Source organism: Geothrix fuzhouensis, assembly GCF_024609325.1.
GTDB lineage: Bacteria > Acidobacteriota > Holophagae > Holophagales > Holophagaceae > Geothrix > Geothrix fuzhouensis.
The window spans coordinates 766,056-780,651 of sequence record NZ_JANHMQ010000002.1 but is presented as its reverse complement, the minus strand read 5'-3'; the positions used below and the strand labels follow the sequence as shown (position 1 = coordinate 780,651).

General features: G+C 67.2%; 11 protein-coding genes and 1 tRNA gene. 5 read left to right on the top strand and 7 right to left on the bottom strand.

Annotated features, from left to right (window positions below; translation table 11 throughout):
* Nucleotides 1-23 precede the first annotated feature (23 nt).
* Nucleotides 24-2,336, bottom strand: a complete 2,313-nt coding sequence (purL, locus tag NOV74_RS10810; protein WP_257312165.1) for a phosphoribosylformylglycinamidine synthase subunit PurL — start codon at nt 2,334-2,336, stop codon at nt 24-26.
* A gap of 128 nt (nt 2,337-2,464) precedes the next feature.
* On the opposite strand from purL, the gene NOV74_RS10805 reads away from it, so the two are divergent.
* Nucleotides 2,465-4,120, top strand: coding sequence for a B12-binding domain-containing radical SAM protein (locus NOV74_RS10805; RefSeq protein WP_257312161.1), 1,656 nt, complete (start codon nt 2,465-2,467; stop codon nt 4,118-4,120).
* Here the strand turns inward: NOV74_RS10805 and pnuC are convergent.
* Genes pnuC through pyrF form a run of 3 tightly spaced genes read right to left on the bottom strand, consistent with a single transcriptional unit; the run spans nt 4,101 to nt 5,976 of the window.
* The gene (gene pnuC / locus NOV74_RS10800) at nt 4,101-4,709 is read right to left on the bottom strand and encodes a nicotinamide riboside transporter PnuC (RefSeq protein ID WP_257312157.1); all 609 of its coding nucleotides are present in this window, start codon (nt 4,707-4,709) and stop codon (nt 4,101-4,103) included. The genes NOV74_RS10805 and pnuC overlap by 20 nt on opposite strands.
* Nucleotides 4,709-5,251, bottom strand: coding sequence for a hypothetical protein (locus tag NOV74_RS10795; protein ID WP_257312155.1), 543 nt, complete (start codon nt 5,249-5,251; stop codon nt 4,709-4,711). Before NOV74_RS10795 ends, pnuC begins: the two co-directional genes overlap by 1 nt.
* A complete protein-coding gene (gene pyrF / locus NOV74_RS10790) occupies nt 5,251-5,976 on the bottom strand; it encodes an orotidine-5'-phosphate decarboxylase (protein WP_257312152.1) in 726 nt (241 codons plus the stop codon). Before pyrF ends, NOV74_RS10795 begins: the two co-directional genes overlap by 1 nt.
* Before the next feature lie 49 nt (nt 5,977-6,025).
* On the opposite strand from pyrF, the gene NOV74_RS10785 reads away from it, so the two are divergent.
* Nucleotides 6,026-6,988 (top strand): hypothetical protein, encoded by a 963-nt coding sequence (locus NOV74_RS10785; protein ID WP_257312148.1) that lies wholly within the window; start codon nt 6,026-6,028, stop codon nt 6,986-6,988.
* Nucleotides 6,989-7,207: 219 nt separating this feature from the next.
* Here NOV74_RS10785 and NOV74_RS10780 read toward each other — a convergent pair whose 3' ends face one another.
* Nucleotides 7,208-9,154 carry a M1 family metallopeptidase gene (locus NOV74_RS10780; protein WP_257312145.1) on the bottom strand — a complete coding sequence of 649 codons (1,947 nt, stop codon included), beginning with the start codon at nt 9,152-9,154 and terminating at the stop codon, nt 7,208-7,210.
* A 92-nt stretch (nt 9,155-9,246) separates the two neighbouring features.
* Here NOV74_RS10780 and NOV74_RS10775 point away from each other — a divergent pair.
* Nucleotides 9,247-9,323, top strand: a tRNA-Met gene (locus NOV74_RS10775).
* Between the two features lie 279 nt (nt 9,324-9,602).
* Here the strand turns inward: NOV74_RS10775 and NOV74_RS10770 are convergent.
* On the bottom strand, nt 9,603-10,739 hold the full coding sequence (locus NOV74_RS10770; RefSeq protein WP_257312142.1) for an alpha/beta hydrolase family protein: 1,137 nt from the start codon (nt 10,737-10,739) through the stop codon (nt 9,603-9,605).
* A 269-nt stretch (nt 10,740-11,008) separates the two neighbouring features.
* On the opposite strand from NOV74_RS10770, the gene NOV74_RS10765 reads away from it, so the two are divergent.
* Complete coding sequence (locus tag NOV74_RS10765; RefSeq protein ID WP_257312139.1) at nt 11,009-12,175, top strand: RtcB family protein; 1,167 nt, start codon at nt 11,009-11,011, stop codon at nt 12,173-12,175.
* 160 nt (nt 12,176-12,335) lie between these two features.
* On the opposite strand, the gene NOV74_RS10760 is transcribed toward NOV74_RS10765, so the two are convergent.
* Nucleotides 12,336-13,673, bottom strand: a complete 1,338-nt coding sequence (locus NOV74_RS10760; protein ID WP_257312137.1) for a transglycosylase domain-containing protein — start codon at nt 13,671-13,673, stop codon at nt 12,336-12,338.
* Between the two features lie 15 nt (nt 13,674-13,688).
* Here NOV74_RS10760 and NOV74_RS10755 point away from each other — a divergent pair, with 15 nt between their 5' ends.
* Entirely contained in the window at nt 13,689-14,276 is a 588-nt protein-coding gene (locus tag NOV74_RS10755; RefSeq protein ID WP_257312134.1) for a hypothetical protein, read from the top strand.
* Nucleotides 14,277-14,596: the final 320 nt, after the last annotated feature.

Genomic DNA, 14,596 nt, shown 5'->3' with positions numbered 1-14,596 from the left:
AATTTCCGGGCAAATCCCGCCTGTCAACCCAACGCACGCTCCAGGGCCTGGGCGTGCAGATCCTTCAGCTCGGCGGCCTCCGCATCCAGCAGGGGCTGGCCATCCACGGCGACGGTGATCCGGGAGCCGCCCGTGGCGCCAATCTTGGCGACGGGCACGCGGTGGGTGGCGCAGAGGGTGGCTAGGCTGCCCTCGGCCTCGGGGCTCACGCTCACCACGATGCGGCCGGCGGTCTCGCCGAAGAGCAGGCTGTCCAGGCGCAGGGCGCCCTTGACCAGCATCAGCTGGCAGCCCATGCCCTCACCATCATTCGCGCCGAAGGCGCTCTCCAGCGCAGCGACCACCAGGCCGCCCTCGCTGGTGTCGTGGGCACTGCGGATGAGCCCCAGGCGGATGCCCTCGCGCACGCAGGCCTGGAGGCGCAGCTCCTCGTCCAGGCGCAGCTCGGGGCAGGCGCCCTCCACCTTGCCCGTGCGCAGCTTCAGGTACTCGCTGCCCCCCAATTCGTCGCGGGTCTCGCCCAGCAGGAAGATGCCGTCGTGGGCGGTGCGGAAGCTGGATCCGCAGAGGCGGTTGCCCACCCTCGAGAGGGCCGTGGCGTCGGGCGCATCAATGGCCACTTGGCCCGCGCAGTCCTCGATGAGTCCCACCGCCGCGATCATGGGCGTGGGGAAGATGCTCTGGCCTTCGGTGTCGTTGTAGAGGCTCACGTTGCCGCTGACGATGGGCACATCAAGCGCCAGACAGGCCTGGCGGATGCCCAGGCAGCCCTGCTCGAAGGTCCACATGTTCTCGGGCTTCTCGGGATTGCCGTAGTTGAGGCAGTCCGTGAGGCCGATGGGTTCGGCGCCCACGCAGGCCAGGTTGCGGCAGGCCTCGGCCACGGCGTGGGCGGCGCCCCAGAAGGGGTCCAGGTAGCAGAAGCGGCTGTTGCAGTCGCTGCTCATGGCCACGGCCTTGCCCGTGTCCTGGCCGGCCTCGTCCTTCACGCGGATGATGCCGGCGTCGCCGCGGCCCATGCCCAGCAGGGTGTTGCTGCGCACCGTGCCGTCGTACTGCCCGAAGATCCACCGCTTGCTGGCCACGGTGGGCGCCACAAGGATCTGGCGCAGGGTGCGCTCCACCTCGGCGGGCTTGAGGTCCGCGGGCAGCGGGGCGGTGTTCACTGCGTCGAGGTAGCCCGGGCGCTGGCGAGGCCGGTCGTACTTGGGCGCGGCGTCCACCAGGGGCTGGATGGGCAGGTTGATGACGGGCTCCCCGTGCCAGCTGCCGATGAACCGGCCGCTGTCGGTCACTTCGCCCACCACGCAGGCATCGAGGCCCCAATTGTGCAGCACGGCGATGATCTTCTCCTCGCAGCCGGGCCGGGCGACCAACAGCATGCGTTCCTGGCTCTCGCTGAGCATCAACTCGAAGGGCGTCATGCCCTCTTCGCGCATGGGCACCTGGTCGAGGCGGATCTCCAGGCCCGTGCCCGCGCGGCTGGCCATCTCGAAGCTGCTGGAGGTGAGGCCCGCGGCGCCCATGTCCTGGATGCCGATGACCCAATCGGTCTGGAAGATCTCCAGGCAGGCCTCGAGCAGCAGCTTTTCCGTGAAGGGATCGCCCACCTGCACCGTGGGGCGCTTCTCCTCGCTGCCTTCGCCGAATTCCGCCGAGGCCATGCTGGCGCCGTGGATGCCATCGCGCCCCGTCTTCGAGCCGATGTACATCATCTTGTTGCCGATGCCGGAGGCGAAGCCCTTGAAGATCTTGTCGCTGCGCAGCACGCCGAGCGTGAAAGCGTTCACCAGGATGTTGCCGTTGTAGCTGGCGTCGAAAGCGCAATCGCCACCCAGCATGGGGATGCCCATGCAGTTGCCGTAGCCCGCGATGCCCGCTGCAACCCCCTTCACGAGCCCCTTCATGCGCGGGGCATCGATCTCTCCGAAACGAAGCGAATTCAGGTTGGCCAGGGGCCGCGCGCCCATGGTGAACACATCGCGCAGGATGCCGCCCACGCCGGTGGCCGCGCCCTGGTAGGGCTCGATGAAGCTGGGGTGGTTGTGGCTCTCCATCTTGAAGGCCACGGCCCAGCCGTCGCCGAGGTCCACCACGCCCGCGTTCTCGCCCGGGCCCTGGATGACGCGGGGGCCTTCCGTGGGCAGGTTCTTCAGGTGGATGCGGCTGGACTTGTAGGAGCAGTGCTCGCTCCACATGGCGCTGAACACGCCCAGCTCCGGGTAGGTGGGCATCCGCCCGTCCAGAAGGCGCAGAAGCACCTGCCACTCATCCTTCGACAAGCCCAGCTCCAGAGCCAGGGATTCAGTGACGGCCGGTTCGTGGGCAACGGACATGGAGGCTCCGGAAGCCTTGATTCTAGCGGCTCCGGGGTTTCTGGACGAGGCTTGACATCCGTACAGGGAATGTCCGCTTCCCTCGGGAATCCCTTTCCGTACACTGGAAAGTCACGCCATCGGAGCCCATGACCTCTCCCCGCACCCTGCTCACCTACAGCGCCCCCCGCAGCGGCTTCGGGGACGAGTGGATGACCTTCCTCCCCATCGGACTGGGCTACCTCCAGGCCATGCTCAAGGCCCGGGACCTGCCCTGCCGGGTGGCAAACCTGAGCGGCAAGGGGCGGAAGGAGGTCCTGGCCTACCTGAGGGCCCAGAACCCGTCGGTGGTGGGCGTCTCCATGTTCACCTTCAACCGGAAGCGCTCCTACGAGCTGCTGGCCTGGGCCCGCGAGGCCTGCCCTGATGCCGTCCTCCTGGCGGGCGGGCCGCACCCCACGCACCTGGCCGAGGAGGTCTTCGAGGACTGCCCGGCCCTGGACGCCATCGTGCAAGGCGAGGGCGAGGCCGTGCTGCTGGGCATCGCGGAGCGCCTCCAGACCGCGCCCGGCTCGGACCTGTGGAAGCGCACGCCGGGCCTCATCCTGCGCGACGGCCGCACCCTGCCCCAGCCACCGCTGGAGGATCTGGACGCCATTGGCATTCCCGCCGAGCACCTGGAGGCGGACTTCCTGAACGACGTGGGTCAGCTGGCCTACCTCAGCACCAGCCGGGGCTGCCCGGCCACCTGCAACTTCTGCAACACACCGGAGTTCTGGGGCGCCTCCATCCGCTTCCGCAGCGCCCCCTCGGTGCTTCGCGAGATGCGGCTGCTGCGCGAGCGGCACGGCCTCACCTACTTCAGCTTCCGGGATGACACTTTCACGGCCAACCGGGACCGGGTGCTGACGCTGATGCAGGGCATTCAGGAGAGCGGCCTGCACCCCCTGTGGAACTGCCAGAGCCGGGTGAACCTGGTGGACGAGGACCGCCTGGTGGCCATGAAGCGCGCGGGCTGCGAGTTCATGCAGTTCGGCGTGGAGCACGGCAGCGAGCGCGTGCTGCAGCTGCTGGACAAGGGCACCAACCTTCGCCACGCCCGCCGCGCCCTGGGCCAGGTGCGCAAGGTGGGCATGAACCTGGGCATCTACCTCATCACCGGCATCCCCGGCGAGACCTGGGCGGACGTGGAGGAGACCGCCGCCTTCGTCCGCGATACCCGGCCCCAGGACTGCCAGATCAGTCCCCTGGCGCTGTATCCGGGCACCCGCATGTTCGACCAGTACCGCGCCGAAGGCCGCATCCAGAAGGACTTCTACCGCGCCAGCGGCGATGCCGAGATCTTCGCCCGGGTGGACGCGCACACGGAGAAGGCCCTGCGCCACATCGACCACGTCGCCCAGCAGGCTCGGGCAAAGTCGCGGTTCACGCCCGCCGAGTTCGCCGAACAGAAGGCCTGGCTGGGCTTCTGCGCCGTCACTAACCTGCTCTGCGGCGAGGCTGCCGAGGAGGAGGGCCGCCTCACCGAGGCCGAGGCCGAGTACTCCGAGATCATCGCGAAGGAACCGGCCAACCCCTGGGGCTTCATGAAGCGGGCCCTGCTACGGGAGAAGCTGGGCCGGCTGGGCCCGGCCCGGGCTGATCTGGCCGAGGTGCTGGCCCTCGCCCCCGGCAATCCTGAGGCCACGGAACTGGCCACCCTCTGGGGCCTGCAGCAGCGCAAGGCCCGGGTGAAGAAACCCGCCCACGGCCCCACGGCGGAGATGAAGGGCGCCGAGGCCTACCTCAGCCGGCCGAAGATGTGACGCCATCCTGCAGACCCGGCATGGCCTGGCCGTCCCGGAGCGCCCGCCGCCAGGCCACCCAGCCGAGGATGCAGAGCACCTGGTAGACCAGGTAGAGGCCACTGGTGACGTAGAGCCCCTTGTAGATCAGCAGGCCCACCGACAGGGAGTTGGCCAGGATCCAGACCAGCCAGTTCTCGACCCACTTGCGGGTCATCATGAACTGGGCCACGAGACTGAGGGCCGTGATGAGCGAATCCAGCACCGGCACCGTGCTGTTCGTGTAGTGGCGCAGCAGCCAGGCCAGCAGACCAGTGGCCGCCGCCACCGCCAGTGCCAGGAGGCCGGCCATGGCGGTCCTCACCCGGCTGACCTCCAGGGCGCCGTGATCCCGGCCCCCGTGCAGCCAGCTCCACCAGCCGTAGACGGAGATGGCGATGTAGAACCCCTGCAGGCCGACGTCGGCGTAGAGGCCCGTCCGGTAGAACAGCACGATGAACACCAGGTTGTTGGCGATGCCGAGCGGCCAGTTCCAGATGTTCTGGCGCACCAGCAGGCCCACGCAGGCGGCGCCCGTGACGAACCCGGAGACTTCCATGAGTGAGGGCATCACTCCTCGTGCTTCAGATTCGGACTGCGCTCCAGGATCGTGAACACCAGCCGCTCCAGCTCATCCACCATGAGGAAGCGGAGGGTGGGATCCTTCGGCCCGTGATGCTCCGGCTCACCGCCGCCCCGCAGCACGAAGAACGGGCCGGAGTGTTCGAGGCGGGTGATCCGCTTCCAGGGCAGGCGCCCGGCGCCCAGCTTGCGGGCCAGGGGCGCGGGCAGGGCGTTGTGCTCCACGGCGAGCCCCAGCTCGTCCACCAGCACCTGCGAACCCTCCACCAGGAGCAGACCCAGAAGGGTGGCCAGGAGGAGGAAGCTGCCCACCACCACGGCGCCGACGGCCGCCACCAGGGCGACCCAGAAGGACCAGGTCGGCTCACTGGCGGCTTCGGCCACCTTCATGGAGGCGCGCAGGACGGGCAGGCGTTCCATGATCTGCGCCAAGGCGCGGACGCCCACCATCCAGGACCCCGCGAAGAGCAGGACAGCCATGGCCCGTTGGGCGAAGGAGGGCCGGAAGACAAGGGGCGAGCCAACCGACATCAGGCTTCCATCTCGGCCACGATGGCTTCCGCCGCGGTAGCGGGGTCCGCCGCGTGGGTGATGGGCCGTCCCACCACCAGCCACGTCGAGCCCTGCTTCAAGGCCTGGGCGGGCGTCATGACTCGGGCCTGGTCCTGGAGGGCGGCCCCGGCGGGGCGGATGCCCGGCGTGAGGCAGTGGAACCCTTCGCCGCAGGCTTCCCGGATGGTCGCGGCCTCCCAGGCCGAGCACACCACACCGTCACAGCCGGCCTGGCGGGCCAGCTTCGCGTAGGCCAGGGCCAAGTCCTCAGCCCGACCCGCGTGCCCCAGGGCGGCCATGGCCTCGCGATCCAGGCTGGTCAGCACGGTCACGCCCAACAGTTCCGTCCGGCCGCCCGCAGCGCGATGGGCGCGCACAGCCTCCACGGCCGCCTCCAGCATGGCGGGCCCACCTTGCACGTGGACGTTGACCAGGCGCGGATCCAGCTTCAGGACAGCCTCCAGGGCCCGGCGGACCGTGGTCGGAATGTCATGGAGCTTCAGATCCAGGAAGACCGGCACCTGCTTCTGGAGCTCACGGACAAAGGCCGGCCCCTCGGCGCAGAACAGTTCCAGCCCCACCTTCAGCATCCCAACCCGGCCCGCCAGCCGCCCAGCCATGGCCAGGGCTTCCTGGGCCGAGGGCAGGTCCAGGGCCACCACGAGGCGCTCCCGGGGTGTGAGATTTGAAGGGGTTGGGCTCAAGGCGACTCCCGTATGATGCGGAGAATCATTCTGCCACTAAGGAAGCCCCATGCCGCTATTGACCGCTCCGCCGCCCACGCCACCCGCAGAGGTCCGACTCGCTCCGCCCACGGCCGCCGAACTGCAGGATCGGCTGCTGGAGGCCTATGACTGGGGCCGCTCCCTGCCCGAGGCGCCCAAAGGTCCTGGCGCCAAGGCCTACCGGTGGCTCCAGGCAGCCGCCACGTTTGATCCGCAGCAGGAATTACCGGCCGATCCCTTTCCGCCGGGGGCCGCCCACCGGGAGGCGGAAGCCCTGCGGGCCCTGATGAAGGCTCCCAGAGCCCGCCTGGCTCCGCGCCTCGTCGCGCTGCCCCTCCACGAGCCGGGCACTGCCCTGGCCCTGTGGCGGTGGGGGCAGATCCAGGTTCGCGAAGGCCACTTCACCCCCGCGTTGCGGCGAGCCTGGGAGGATCGCCTCCTCGGGAAGGGGCCGGGACTCATCCGCGGCTATGCCCTGCGCCATGCCCTGTGCTGGGCCCTGGCGGAGCAGGACGAGACCAGGTTCGCCTCGCTCAAGGTCCGGGCGGATGAGTCGGCCAATCCCGTCATCTCCCAGTTCCAGCGGCTCTTCGGCCTGCTGGGTGGACCGTCACCGATCCTGCGCCTCTGGAACCTACCTGGGCAGAACTACCAGGATTCGCGGCTGGATCAACTGGGCGCCCGCCGGCTCTGGATCCTCCCTGCCAGCGATGCAACCCTGCCGGAGCTTCCAGCCGACGTGGCCTGGATCATCCCCAGTCTCGATGCGGGGCGGGACGACCGCAGCGCGAGCCTTCCCGGGGGCCTGTTGGCCGAAGCCCAGGCCCTGTCCGCCCGCCTCCAGGCCGCAAGCCGGACTGCCTACTACATCCCGAGCCGCGCGGCCTTCGAGCAACTTGGCATGGCCTGGTTCCCCATCCTCGTCGAGTTGGACGGCCTGGGGAACATCAAGACCGTCCGCATGGGGGACGCGGCGCCGCAGAAACCTTAGGCTCTCCAGAGATTTCAGGAACAGCAGGAACACAGAAGACGCAGAGCACCACAGAAGGCACAGAGCAGAGTGCTGGTCGTAGAGAGTCGTAGAGAATTGGCGGGCCCTTGCGGTGGAACCACGCCGCAGCCCTTCTCTGCGTCCTCTGCGGAATCCTATGACCTGTGTGCTTCGCTATTCTGGCCCCGGAATTCCTGGGTGAATCGAAGCCTGGACGGATCAGCCGATCCCGCACCCCTGCAGCCACCCGGCCACGGCGCCCCAGACCATCTGGGACCAGTAGTAGAAGCCCCGCTTGATGGGCTTCGGCGTGTAGCTGGCGTGGAGTCGGTCCTTCAGCATGGGGTAGTTGCCGTCAGGGTCCAGCACCGCCGCGGCGACGGGGGAGTCGAAGTCGTAGGTGATCCAGCGGTCCTGCCCATCCCACACGAGCCGCTGCTCGTCCTTGTTCTCCAGGCGCACCCAGAGCGTGATGGGCACCTTCAGACCGCCCTTCCGCTCCAGGGTGATGGACCCCACCCGGCCCGGCGCCGCGGGCTGCGGGGCCGCGAAGACCGGTGCTTTGTCTGAGAACAGCCAGCCGCCCTGGGTGACCTCCCGGGTCTTCACGCCCCGGATGGCATAGTCGAGGACCTCCGTGCCCTCCACGAAATCCCGCCAGAAGGCCGACAAATCGCGGCCCGACACCCGCTCGGCGATCCGCTTGAAGTCCTGCCGGGTCGGGTGATGGAAGGCCATCTCCTGGGTGTAGGCCCGGAGGATCTGTTCCATCACCGGCCGGCCCAGCATGGCCTCGAGCTGATTCAGGACCAGGGTGGGCTTGCCGTAGGCAGTGACGAAGTAGCTTTGCAGGTCCACCGTCAAGAACCCGAACCGGGTGAGCGGATCGGCGGAAGGCAGGGACCAGTAGCCGGCCCACTCGAGGAAGTCCGTGGGTACCTGGAAGCGCCGGCCGCCCAGCAGGGTGTGGTAGGTGCGCTCCATGGCCTTGTGGGTGAACCAGCTGGTGAAGCCCTCGTCCAGCCAGGGTTCCTCGAATTCGTTGCTGGCCAGCATGCCGTAGAAGAACTGGTGGCCGTACTCATGCATGGTCACGACCTCCGGCTCGAAGCGCTGCGGCAAGGGATCGAAGGCCACCGAACTGGCCGTGATCAGCGTCGGGTATTCCATGCCGTCGGCCCCCCGGGCCTCCTTCGGTGTATCGATGACCATGAGCGTGGGATACGGGTATTTGAAATACCATTCCTCGCTCCAACGCAGGGCATTCTCCACCGCGCGCCGCTGGCGCTGGAAGCTGCCCCTGTTGCGATCATTGATGAAGTAGAAGACCTGCACCCCGCGGTACTCGATCATGGTGGGCTTGCGCCAGCTCTCGCGCGGCATCACCGCCCAGGCGAAGTCGTGGACGTCCTCTGCGTGCAGGCGCCAGATCACATTTAGGGGCCGCTTGGGATCCGTTTCGACTTCATTGATGAAGTTGGTCTGCGTCCCCGTGTGGGCCAGACCCAGCGCGTTCGGCAGGGACAGCGCCACGTCGTAGACGCCGAAATCCGCAAAGAACTCCGTATTCGCGTGGTAGGCGTGGCAGTTCCAACGATCACCCTGGTATACCCCCACCTTGGGGAACCACTGCCCCGACATGAGGAAATCCTCCGCCCATCCGCTGCGCGCGAAGACTTTCGGATAACGATTCTCCCAGGCGATCTCCACCTGGATGGTCTCGCCCGGCGTCACCGGTCGCGGCAGCTTCAGCCAATAGACCGTTTCGTCCTCGCCGGCGTGACCTTGCAGGTCCCGGCCTTCCAACTGGGCACTGAGCAAGCGGCAGTAGCCCCAGGAGGAGGCCTCCGAAGGCCGGTCCATGTGGTCCGTCCGCAGGCGTCCGCCGCTCTCTTTCACGAAGAGGCTCTGGGGACCCTTGAAGGCATTGAGATACAAGTGGAGCGGGAGTTCCTGCGTGGCGGCCGTGCCCGTGTTGCGCCAGGACAGGGTCTCTGTCGCCTCCAGCGTCTTATGCTCGAAGTCGAGGGTTGCCTCGATCCGGTAGTTGGCGATCCGTGGCGATTTCGGCTTGTCGAACCACTTATCCGGCGTCCAGGTTCGGGGCGCCGCGCCCAGTCCCATGGCCGCGAACAGCACCAGCGCAGCCACCATGCGGCGTCCCATCGGATCCTCCAAGAGCGTCCGTCGAGCATACCAACACTCGCCCAGCCTGCGTCCTTGCTACTGCCCAGATCCCTGCTACAATCAAGTTCTACCGCGGGGTGGAGCAGTCCGGTAGCTCGTTGGGCTCATAACCCAAAGGTCGCAGGTTCAAATCCTGCCCCCGCTACCAACGAAGAGGGCCGACTTTAAGTCGGCCCTTTTGTTTAGGTTACGAGAAGTCGCCAGCCCCTAAGCTGAGACCCGACTGAGCAGGATTTGAACGTCCTGCATTTCGGGTTATGTGGGCCACTTGTGGCCGCTGAAAATCCAGCATCTACGGGCTTCTCAGAGGGTTTTGGGCACCAGAAAGAGCCTTGGGTTAAGGATCGGAGAGTTCGTGCCCGAATCGCTCTCACCGCGCATGGTTCACATCCTGGCCGCTGGTCCGCGCGTGATGTGAACGACGCCTTCAGCAGCGCAGAAGGCGGGTCAGGAAGCGGCCCAGGCGATAGACCTCCAGCGGCTGGAACCGCCCGGATTCACGCTCTGTAAACTCCACATGCCGAACTAGGTCCGAGACCAGTACATGGGTTTCTGTGGATGCTCCGGCCCAGCGCGCCAAGGCGCGCGTTTCCGAGGGCGGGATCAGGTCGTCCGCGCTGCCGTGCAGGAGGAAGACGGGGCATTCCGGCACGGGGCCACGCAGGGGTGAGAGCAAGGGATCTGCATGGATGCGCCCCACAAGGGGTCTAAGTAGGTCGCAGACGCCCTTGGCATCCCATTTCAGGCAGAGTTCGGCAATCCGCCGGGATTCTCGGGGAAGGGAGGCTACGGAATCTGCGAAGGCCCCATGGGGCTCCTGGAGGAAGATCAGCAAGGAGGCACGCAGCGCCTCCCTCTGCTCCGGCGGGACCAGCTGGCCGGCGTAGAGCCGCAGGAGCACGGCCTGTCCGTAGGGGTGCGGGAGGAGGTGGCCTCCTCCCTCCGGAAGTTCCCCCGTGGAGAGGTATCCCATCACCCGGTCCAGGTCCCCGTGTCCCCCGATGGAGAAGACGCAGGCCAGACGCGCCCGGAGCGAGGGCCGAGTCGCCACGGACAGGCAAAGTCCCCCGGCGAAGCTGATGCCGCATAGGATGGGTCTGTGCCGGGGGACCTCGGCGCGCAGCAAAGGATCCTCAAGGACAGAGCGGGTCGTGGCTTCGATGTCGTCGAGGGTTCGAGCGGTGAGGTCATAGGCTTTCAAATCCGGGATCTCAGGCGTCGCCACGAGAATCCCCTGGCCCGCCATGAACCGCGCGCTTCGGACCAGCCGGGTCTCGTCGTACCCGGTGCCGTGGATGCCGTGCACCAGTACGAGGACCCTCTCCACGGCCCCCATGGGGCGGTACAGGCGAAGGGCGAGGAGCCTGCCGCCTGCGGGGATCGAGCGCTCTTCCACCACGCAGCTCCCCGGATTCTGCCCGTCGGCCGCGCGGCTCAGGCTCGCCACCCAACGCAGGCCGGGACCGGCCAGACATCCGAAGGTGCCCGCCAAGAGGCCCAAGGCGCCCAAAATCAGGGTCAGGATCCAGAACCATCGTCGGCGTCGGTTCGAGCGGGGGCGCATGGCGCCAATGGTAGCGCAGGGCCTAGAGCCGTTCGCTGCGGACCACCCAGGAATCAGAGCTTTCCCAGGGATGGTGAATGGTTGCCTCAGAGCGGGCGCCCCAACGCCTGGCACACGGCCATGAAGGCGTGGATGTCCTGCTTCTGGCCGCTTGCCTGCAGCCTAGCTCTCACCGAACCTGGACGTGAGGTCGAGGTGGAGGATGTGCAGGGCGCCACCATGAAGTCCAACCCAATCGAATCAATCGTTTAGACCTGAAAGGAAGGGCCATGTGCCTCGCCACCCTCAAAGGGGCTGTGGCCACCATCCACCTGTGGGCTCCGGTCAACGAAGTGGAAGGTCAGGCGCTTGACCAGCTCAAGCAGGTGGCCGCCCTCCCCTGGGTCTTCCACCATGTGGCCGTCATGCCCGATGTCCACTTCGGGAAAGGCGCCACCGTGGGCAGTGTCATTGCCATGAAGCAGGCTGTGTCCCCGGCGGCCGTGGGTGTGGACATCGGTTGCGGCATGGCCGCGGTGCGGACAAGCCTCCTGGCTGAGGATCTGCCGGACAGCCTCATCGGCCTCCGGAGCGACATCGAAGCCTCCATCCCGGTCGGCTTCAATCAGCACAGGTCCGTGCTTCGTGGCGTTGAGCATTTGGACCTCTGGCGTGGCTTCGGTGATCTGGTGCCTCAGGTGCAGGATCTCCGGAACAAGGCTATGGCCCAGTGCGGCACCCTGGGCGGCGGCAACCACTTCATCGAGGTCTGCCTGGATGAGGCACATCGGGTGTGGCTCATGCTCCACTCTGGCTCCCGCAACATTGGCAAAGTCCTCGCCGAGATCCACATCAACCGTGCGAAAAAGCTGGCCCACAATGCCCATCTCCCGGACAAGGATCTGGCCGTCTTCCTCGCGGGAACCCCCGACATGGCCGCCTACCGCCGGGACCTGATGTGGGCCCAGACTTATGCCTTCGCCAATCGCCAGGCCATGCTCAATGAGCTCACCTGGGTCATGAAGGCAGCCTTCCCTGGCGTGTCCTTCGAGAGCCCCATCCTCTGCCATCACAACTACGTGTCAGAGGAGATCCATTACGGGGAGAAGGTGATGGTGACCCGCAAGGGTGCCATCCGGGCCGAGAAGGGTGAGATGGGCATCATTCCTGGATCCATGGGCGCCAAGAGCTACATCGTCCGGGGCCTCGGCAACCCGGACTCCTTCTGCTCCGCCGCTCACGGAGCTGGGCGGCGCATGAGCCGTCACGAGGCCAAGCGCAGGTTCTCCGTGCAGGATCTGTCCTCCCAGACCTATGGCGTGGAGTGCCGGAAGGATCCTGGCGTGATCGACGAGATCCCAGGTGCCTACAAGGACATCGATGAGGTCATGGCCAACCAGGCCGACCTCGTCGAGACGGTCCACAGCCTGAAGCAGGTTCTTTGCGTCAAAGGGTGACCATGGGAAGCGAACCTGCGGCATGATACCCGCGGGGTAAGAGCCCGCATGAATGAACCTGGACAAGTCTACCGGGGTTGATTCCGCACGGTCGCCATGGCTGGCCTCGTCACGCTGTCGAAAAGGTGCAGCTTCTGCGCAGGCTCATCGCACCCAGACCTCAAAGGAGGCTTACCGGAACCACTCGTTTTAGACGCATGTGAGTTCGGGCATGTTCAGATCGCGGGTTCGCGGTGAAGGTGAGGGTCTCCGCCTCCGCATCGCGCAGTCCTTCGTCGTCGAGCACGCCGGTGGCGTGGAGCTTGGCGAGCAGGTCGTCCACTCGCGCTTCCCAGGCGGGTGTGAGTGCGCCTCGCCGGCGGTACATTTCATAGCGCACCGGGTTCGGGATCACGGTTGCGAGCAGGGCAGCCTCCTTGGGGCTCAGGGTGCGTGCATCCTTGCCGAACCAGTGCTGGGCGGCCTCGCCGATCCCGTTCACACCGTCACCCCACTCTGCCAGGTTGAGATACACCTCGAGGATCCGGCGTTTCCCCACTGCCACCTCGAGCGCGATGGTTGCCAGTGCCTCGCGAACCTTGCGCGAGAGCGTGCGGTCGCGAGACAGGAAGAGGTTCTTCGCGAGCTGCTGGGTGAGGGTGGAGGCGCCGCGCAGTCGGCCCCCGTTGGACAGGGCCTCCTGGACTTCCGCCAGGTCGAACCCCTGGTGCCCGTAGAAGCCGGCATCCTCGCTTTCGAGCACCGCGCGCACGAGGTGGGTCGGAAGCTCGCCCAGCGGCACGAACGCGGGGTTCTCCGGGCCGATGGTCACCTGTCGCGTACCGCCACGCGTGAGATGCGCCTCGTACACAAAGGGGCCCGCCAGATCAGATCCACCCTTGGCCTGCGCTGGCGCAAGGTGGCTCAGATCCACTTCTCCCTTGATCCGCCATTCGGCCGACTGGCGAAGCGGACTGGCGACGGTGAGAGCGCCGGCGAGGATGCCCGTGAGCCCCGGGGCTCCGCGAGGTGGTCCGAGCGTCGGGGGGAGTGCTGCGGCGAGGGCCGTCCAGTCCACCGAGGTCGCACGAAGGGCGAGCTCGAAGTGAGGCTCTGGGTGCGCTGCGACCGAGAGCGCGACCTTCAGCGCGGCCCGGCCCGCGTCGTCCAGGGCCACCGTTGCCTCCATCAGAGCCGCAGTCCGCGCCCCAGCGTCCCAGCGCAGGCGACCCGCGACGTGTAGCGAGAGCGGGCCCACCGGCTCGGGAGCGAGCCGCCTCGCGAAAACCGTGAGGTTGCGCGTGGCGAGCGTGAGCTGACCCTCGCCCTGGGAGAGCGCCCCAAGGTGCGGCGCCTCGAACGAGAGGTCGACCATGCCGGCTCGGATCTCAAAGGGAAGGATCGCCCGCAGGCTTTCTGGGAGCGCCTCAGCGCCCAGCCCCTGGAGCCGGACCTGCAGTGCGCCAGGGCCACCGCCCCAGGTGGCCTCGATCGCACCCTCCGCGCGCCCTGGCCCCACGGTCGCGATCGAGGCATGGGTGCGTTCCCCCAGACGATCGAGGTGAATGTGTCCGCCCATCGGACCGAGTACCACGGACGGTCGCCCGGATGGCGAGCCCTCGAACCGCACCTCCAGCCCGGAGAAGGCGACCACCGGCGGCGCAGCCGCGTTGCGTCCCGACCCCGAACTGATCGTCCCCATCTGGTCAGGGCGGAGGGCGCGTGCGAGGTTCGCGAAGCGCTTCCCCTGCCAACCCGCCTGGATATGCACGCCTTGCAGGGTGACCGTCCCGACTTCCAGATGACCACCGACGAGGCGCCACAGACGCGGTTGAACGGTGACTCGGTCGACCACGAGGAGCGGGGTTCTGTCACCAGGTGGGCCGAGCACGAGCGGTCCCATCACAGGCCGGAACGCCGCATCAACGCTGACCGTTCCCTCGAGGCGCGCGCCTGGGAACCGGGCGGCGAGTTCGGCGACGGCGCGTTCGCGGAGCGCGCGTCGGGCGGGTGCAGAACGGAGCAGGGCCAGGGCGCCAAGGTAAAGGAAGGCTCCCAGGACCAGGGCCGCGCCGAGCACAATCCACCGCCCCTGGCCGCGGGTCCGGGTGCCCGCCGGTAGCAGCGGCAGACGACCTTCAGGCTGAAGCCGGGGCAACTGGGTGGAAGGGGCGTGAGGCACGGGATTCTGCGGTTGAGAGACCAGGGAAGATGACACACCAGGGCGCGGGAGGGGCCCCCGCCCATCATGGCGCCAAAGCTATCGAAGGTCACAGTTTGATCCTCAGGTTTGGCCGTGCCACCTCCTGGCGCGACCAAGGCCGGCAATCGAGCCATCCTCCCTTTCCGACCATACTGTTCGAGGCGTCAACCCGCCGGTGATGACCCACGTGGTTCGACCACGTGCGAACGCAGGTGAGGATGCGCATAGATCGGATGAAG

Excerpts from the sequence above, each read along its gene's own strand:
- purL (WP_257312165.1), bottom strand. The coding sequence starts at position 2,336 with ATGTCCGTTGCCCACGAACCGGCCGTCACTGAATCCCTGGCTCTGGAG.
- NOV74_RS10805 (WP_257312161.1), top strand. The coding sequence starts at position 2,465 with ATGACCTCTCCCCGCACCCTGCTCACCTACAGCGCCCCCCGCAGCGGC.
- pnuC (WP_257312157.1), bottom strand. The coding sequence starts at position 4,709 with ATGCCCTCACTCATGGAAGTCTCCGGGTTCGTCACGGGCGCCGCCTGC.
- NOV74_RS10795 (WP_257312155.1), bottom strand. The coding sequence starts at position 5,251 with ATGTCGGTTGGCTCGCCCCTTGTCTTCCGGCCCTCCTTCGCCCAACGG.
- NOV74_RS10785 (WP_257312148.1), top strand. The coding sequence starts at position 6,026 with ATGCCGCTATTGACCGCTCCGCCGCCCACGCCACCCGCAGAGGTCCGA.
- NOV74_RS10780 (WP_257312145.1), bottom strand. The coding sequence starts at position 9,154 with ATGGGACGCCGCATGGTGGCTGCGCTGGTGCTGTTCGCGGCCATGGGA.
- NOV74_RS10770 (WP_257312142.1), bottom strand. The coding sequence starts at position 10,739 with ATGCGCCCCCGCTCGAACCGACGCCGACGATGGTTCTGGATCCTGACC.
- NOV74_RS10765 (WP_257312139.1), top strand. The coding sequence starts at position 11,009 with ATGTGCCTCGCCACCCTCAAAGGGGCTGTGGCCACCATCCACCTGTGG.
- NOV74_RS10755 (WP_257312134.1), top strand. The coding sequence starts at position 13,689 with ATGGGTGCGTTCCCCCAGACGATCGAGGTGAATGTGTCCGCCCATCGG.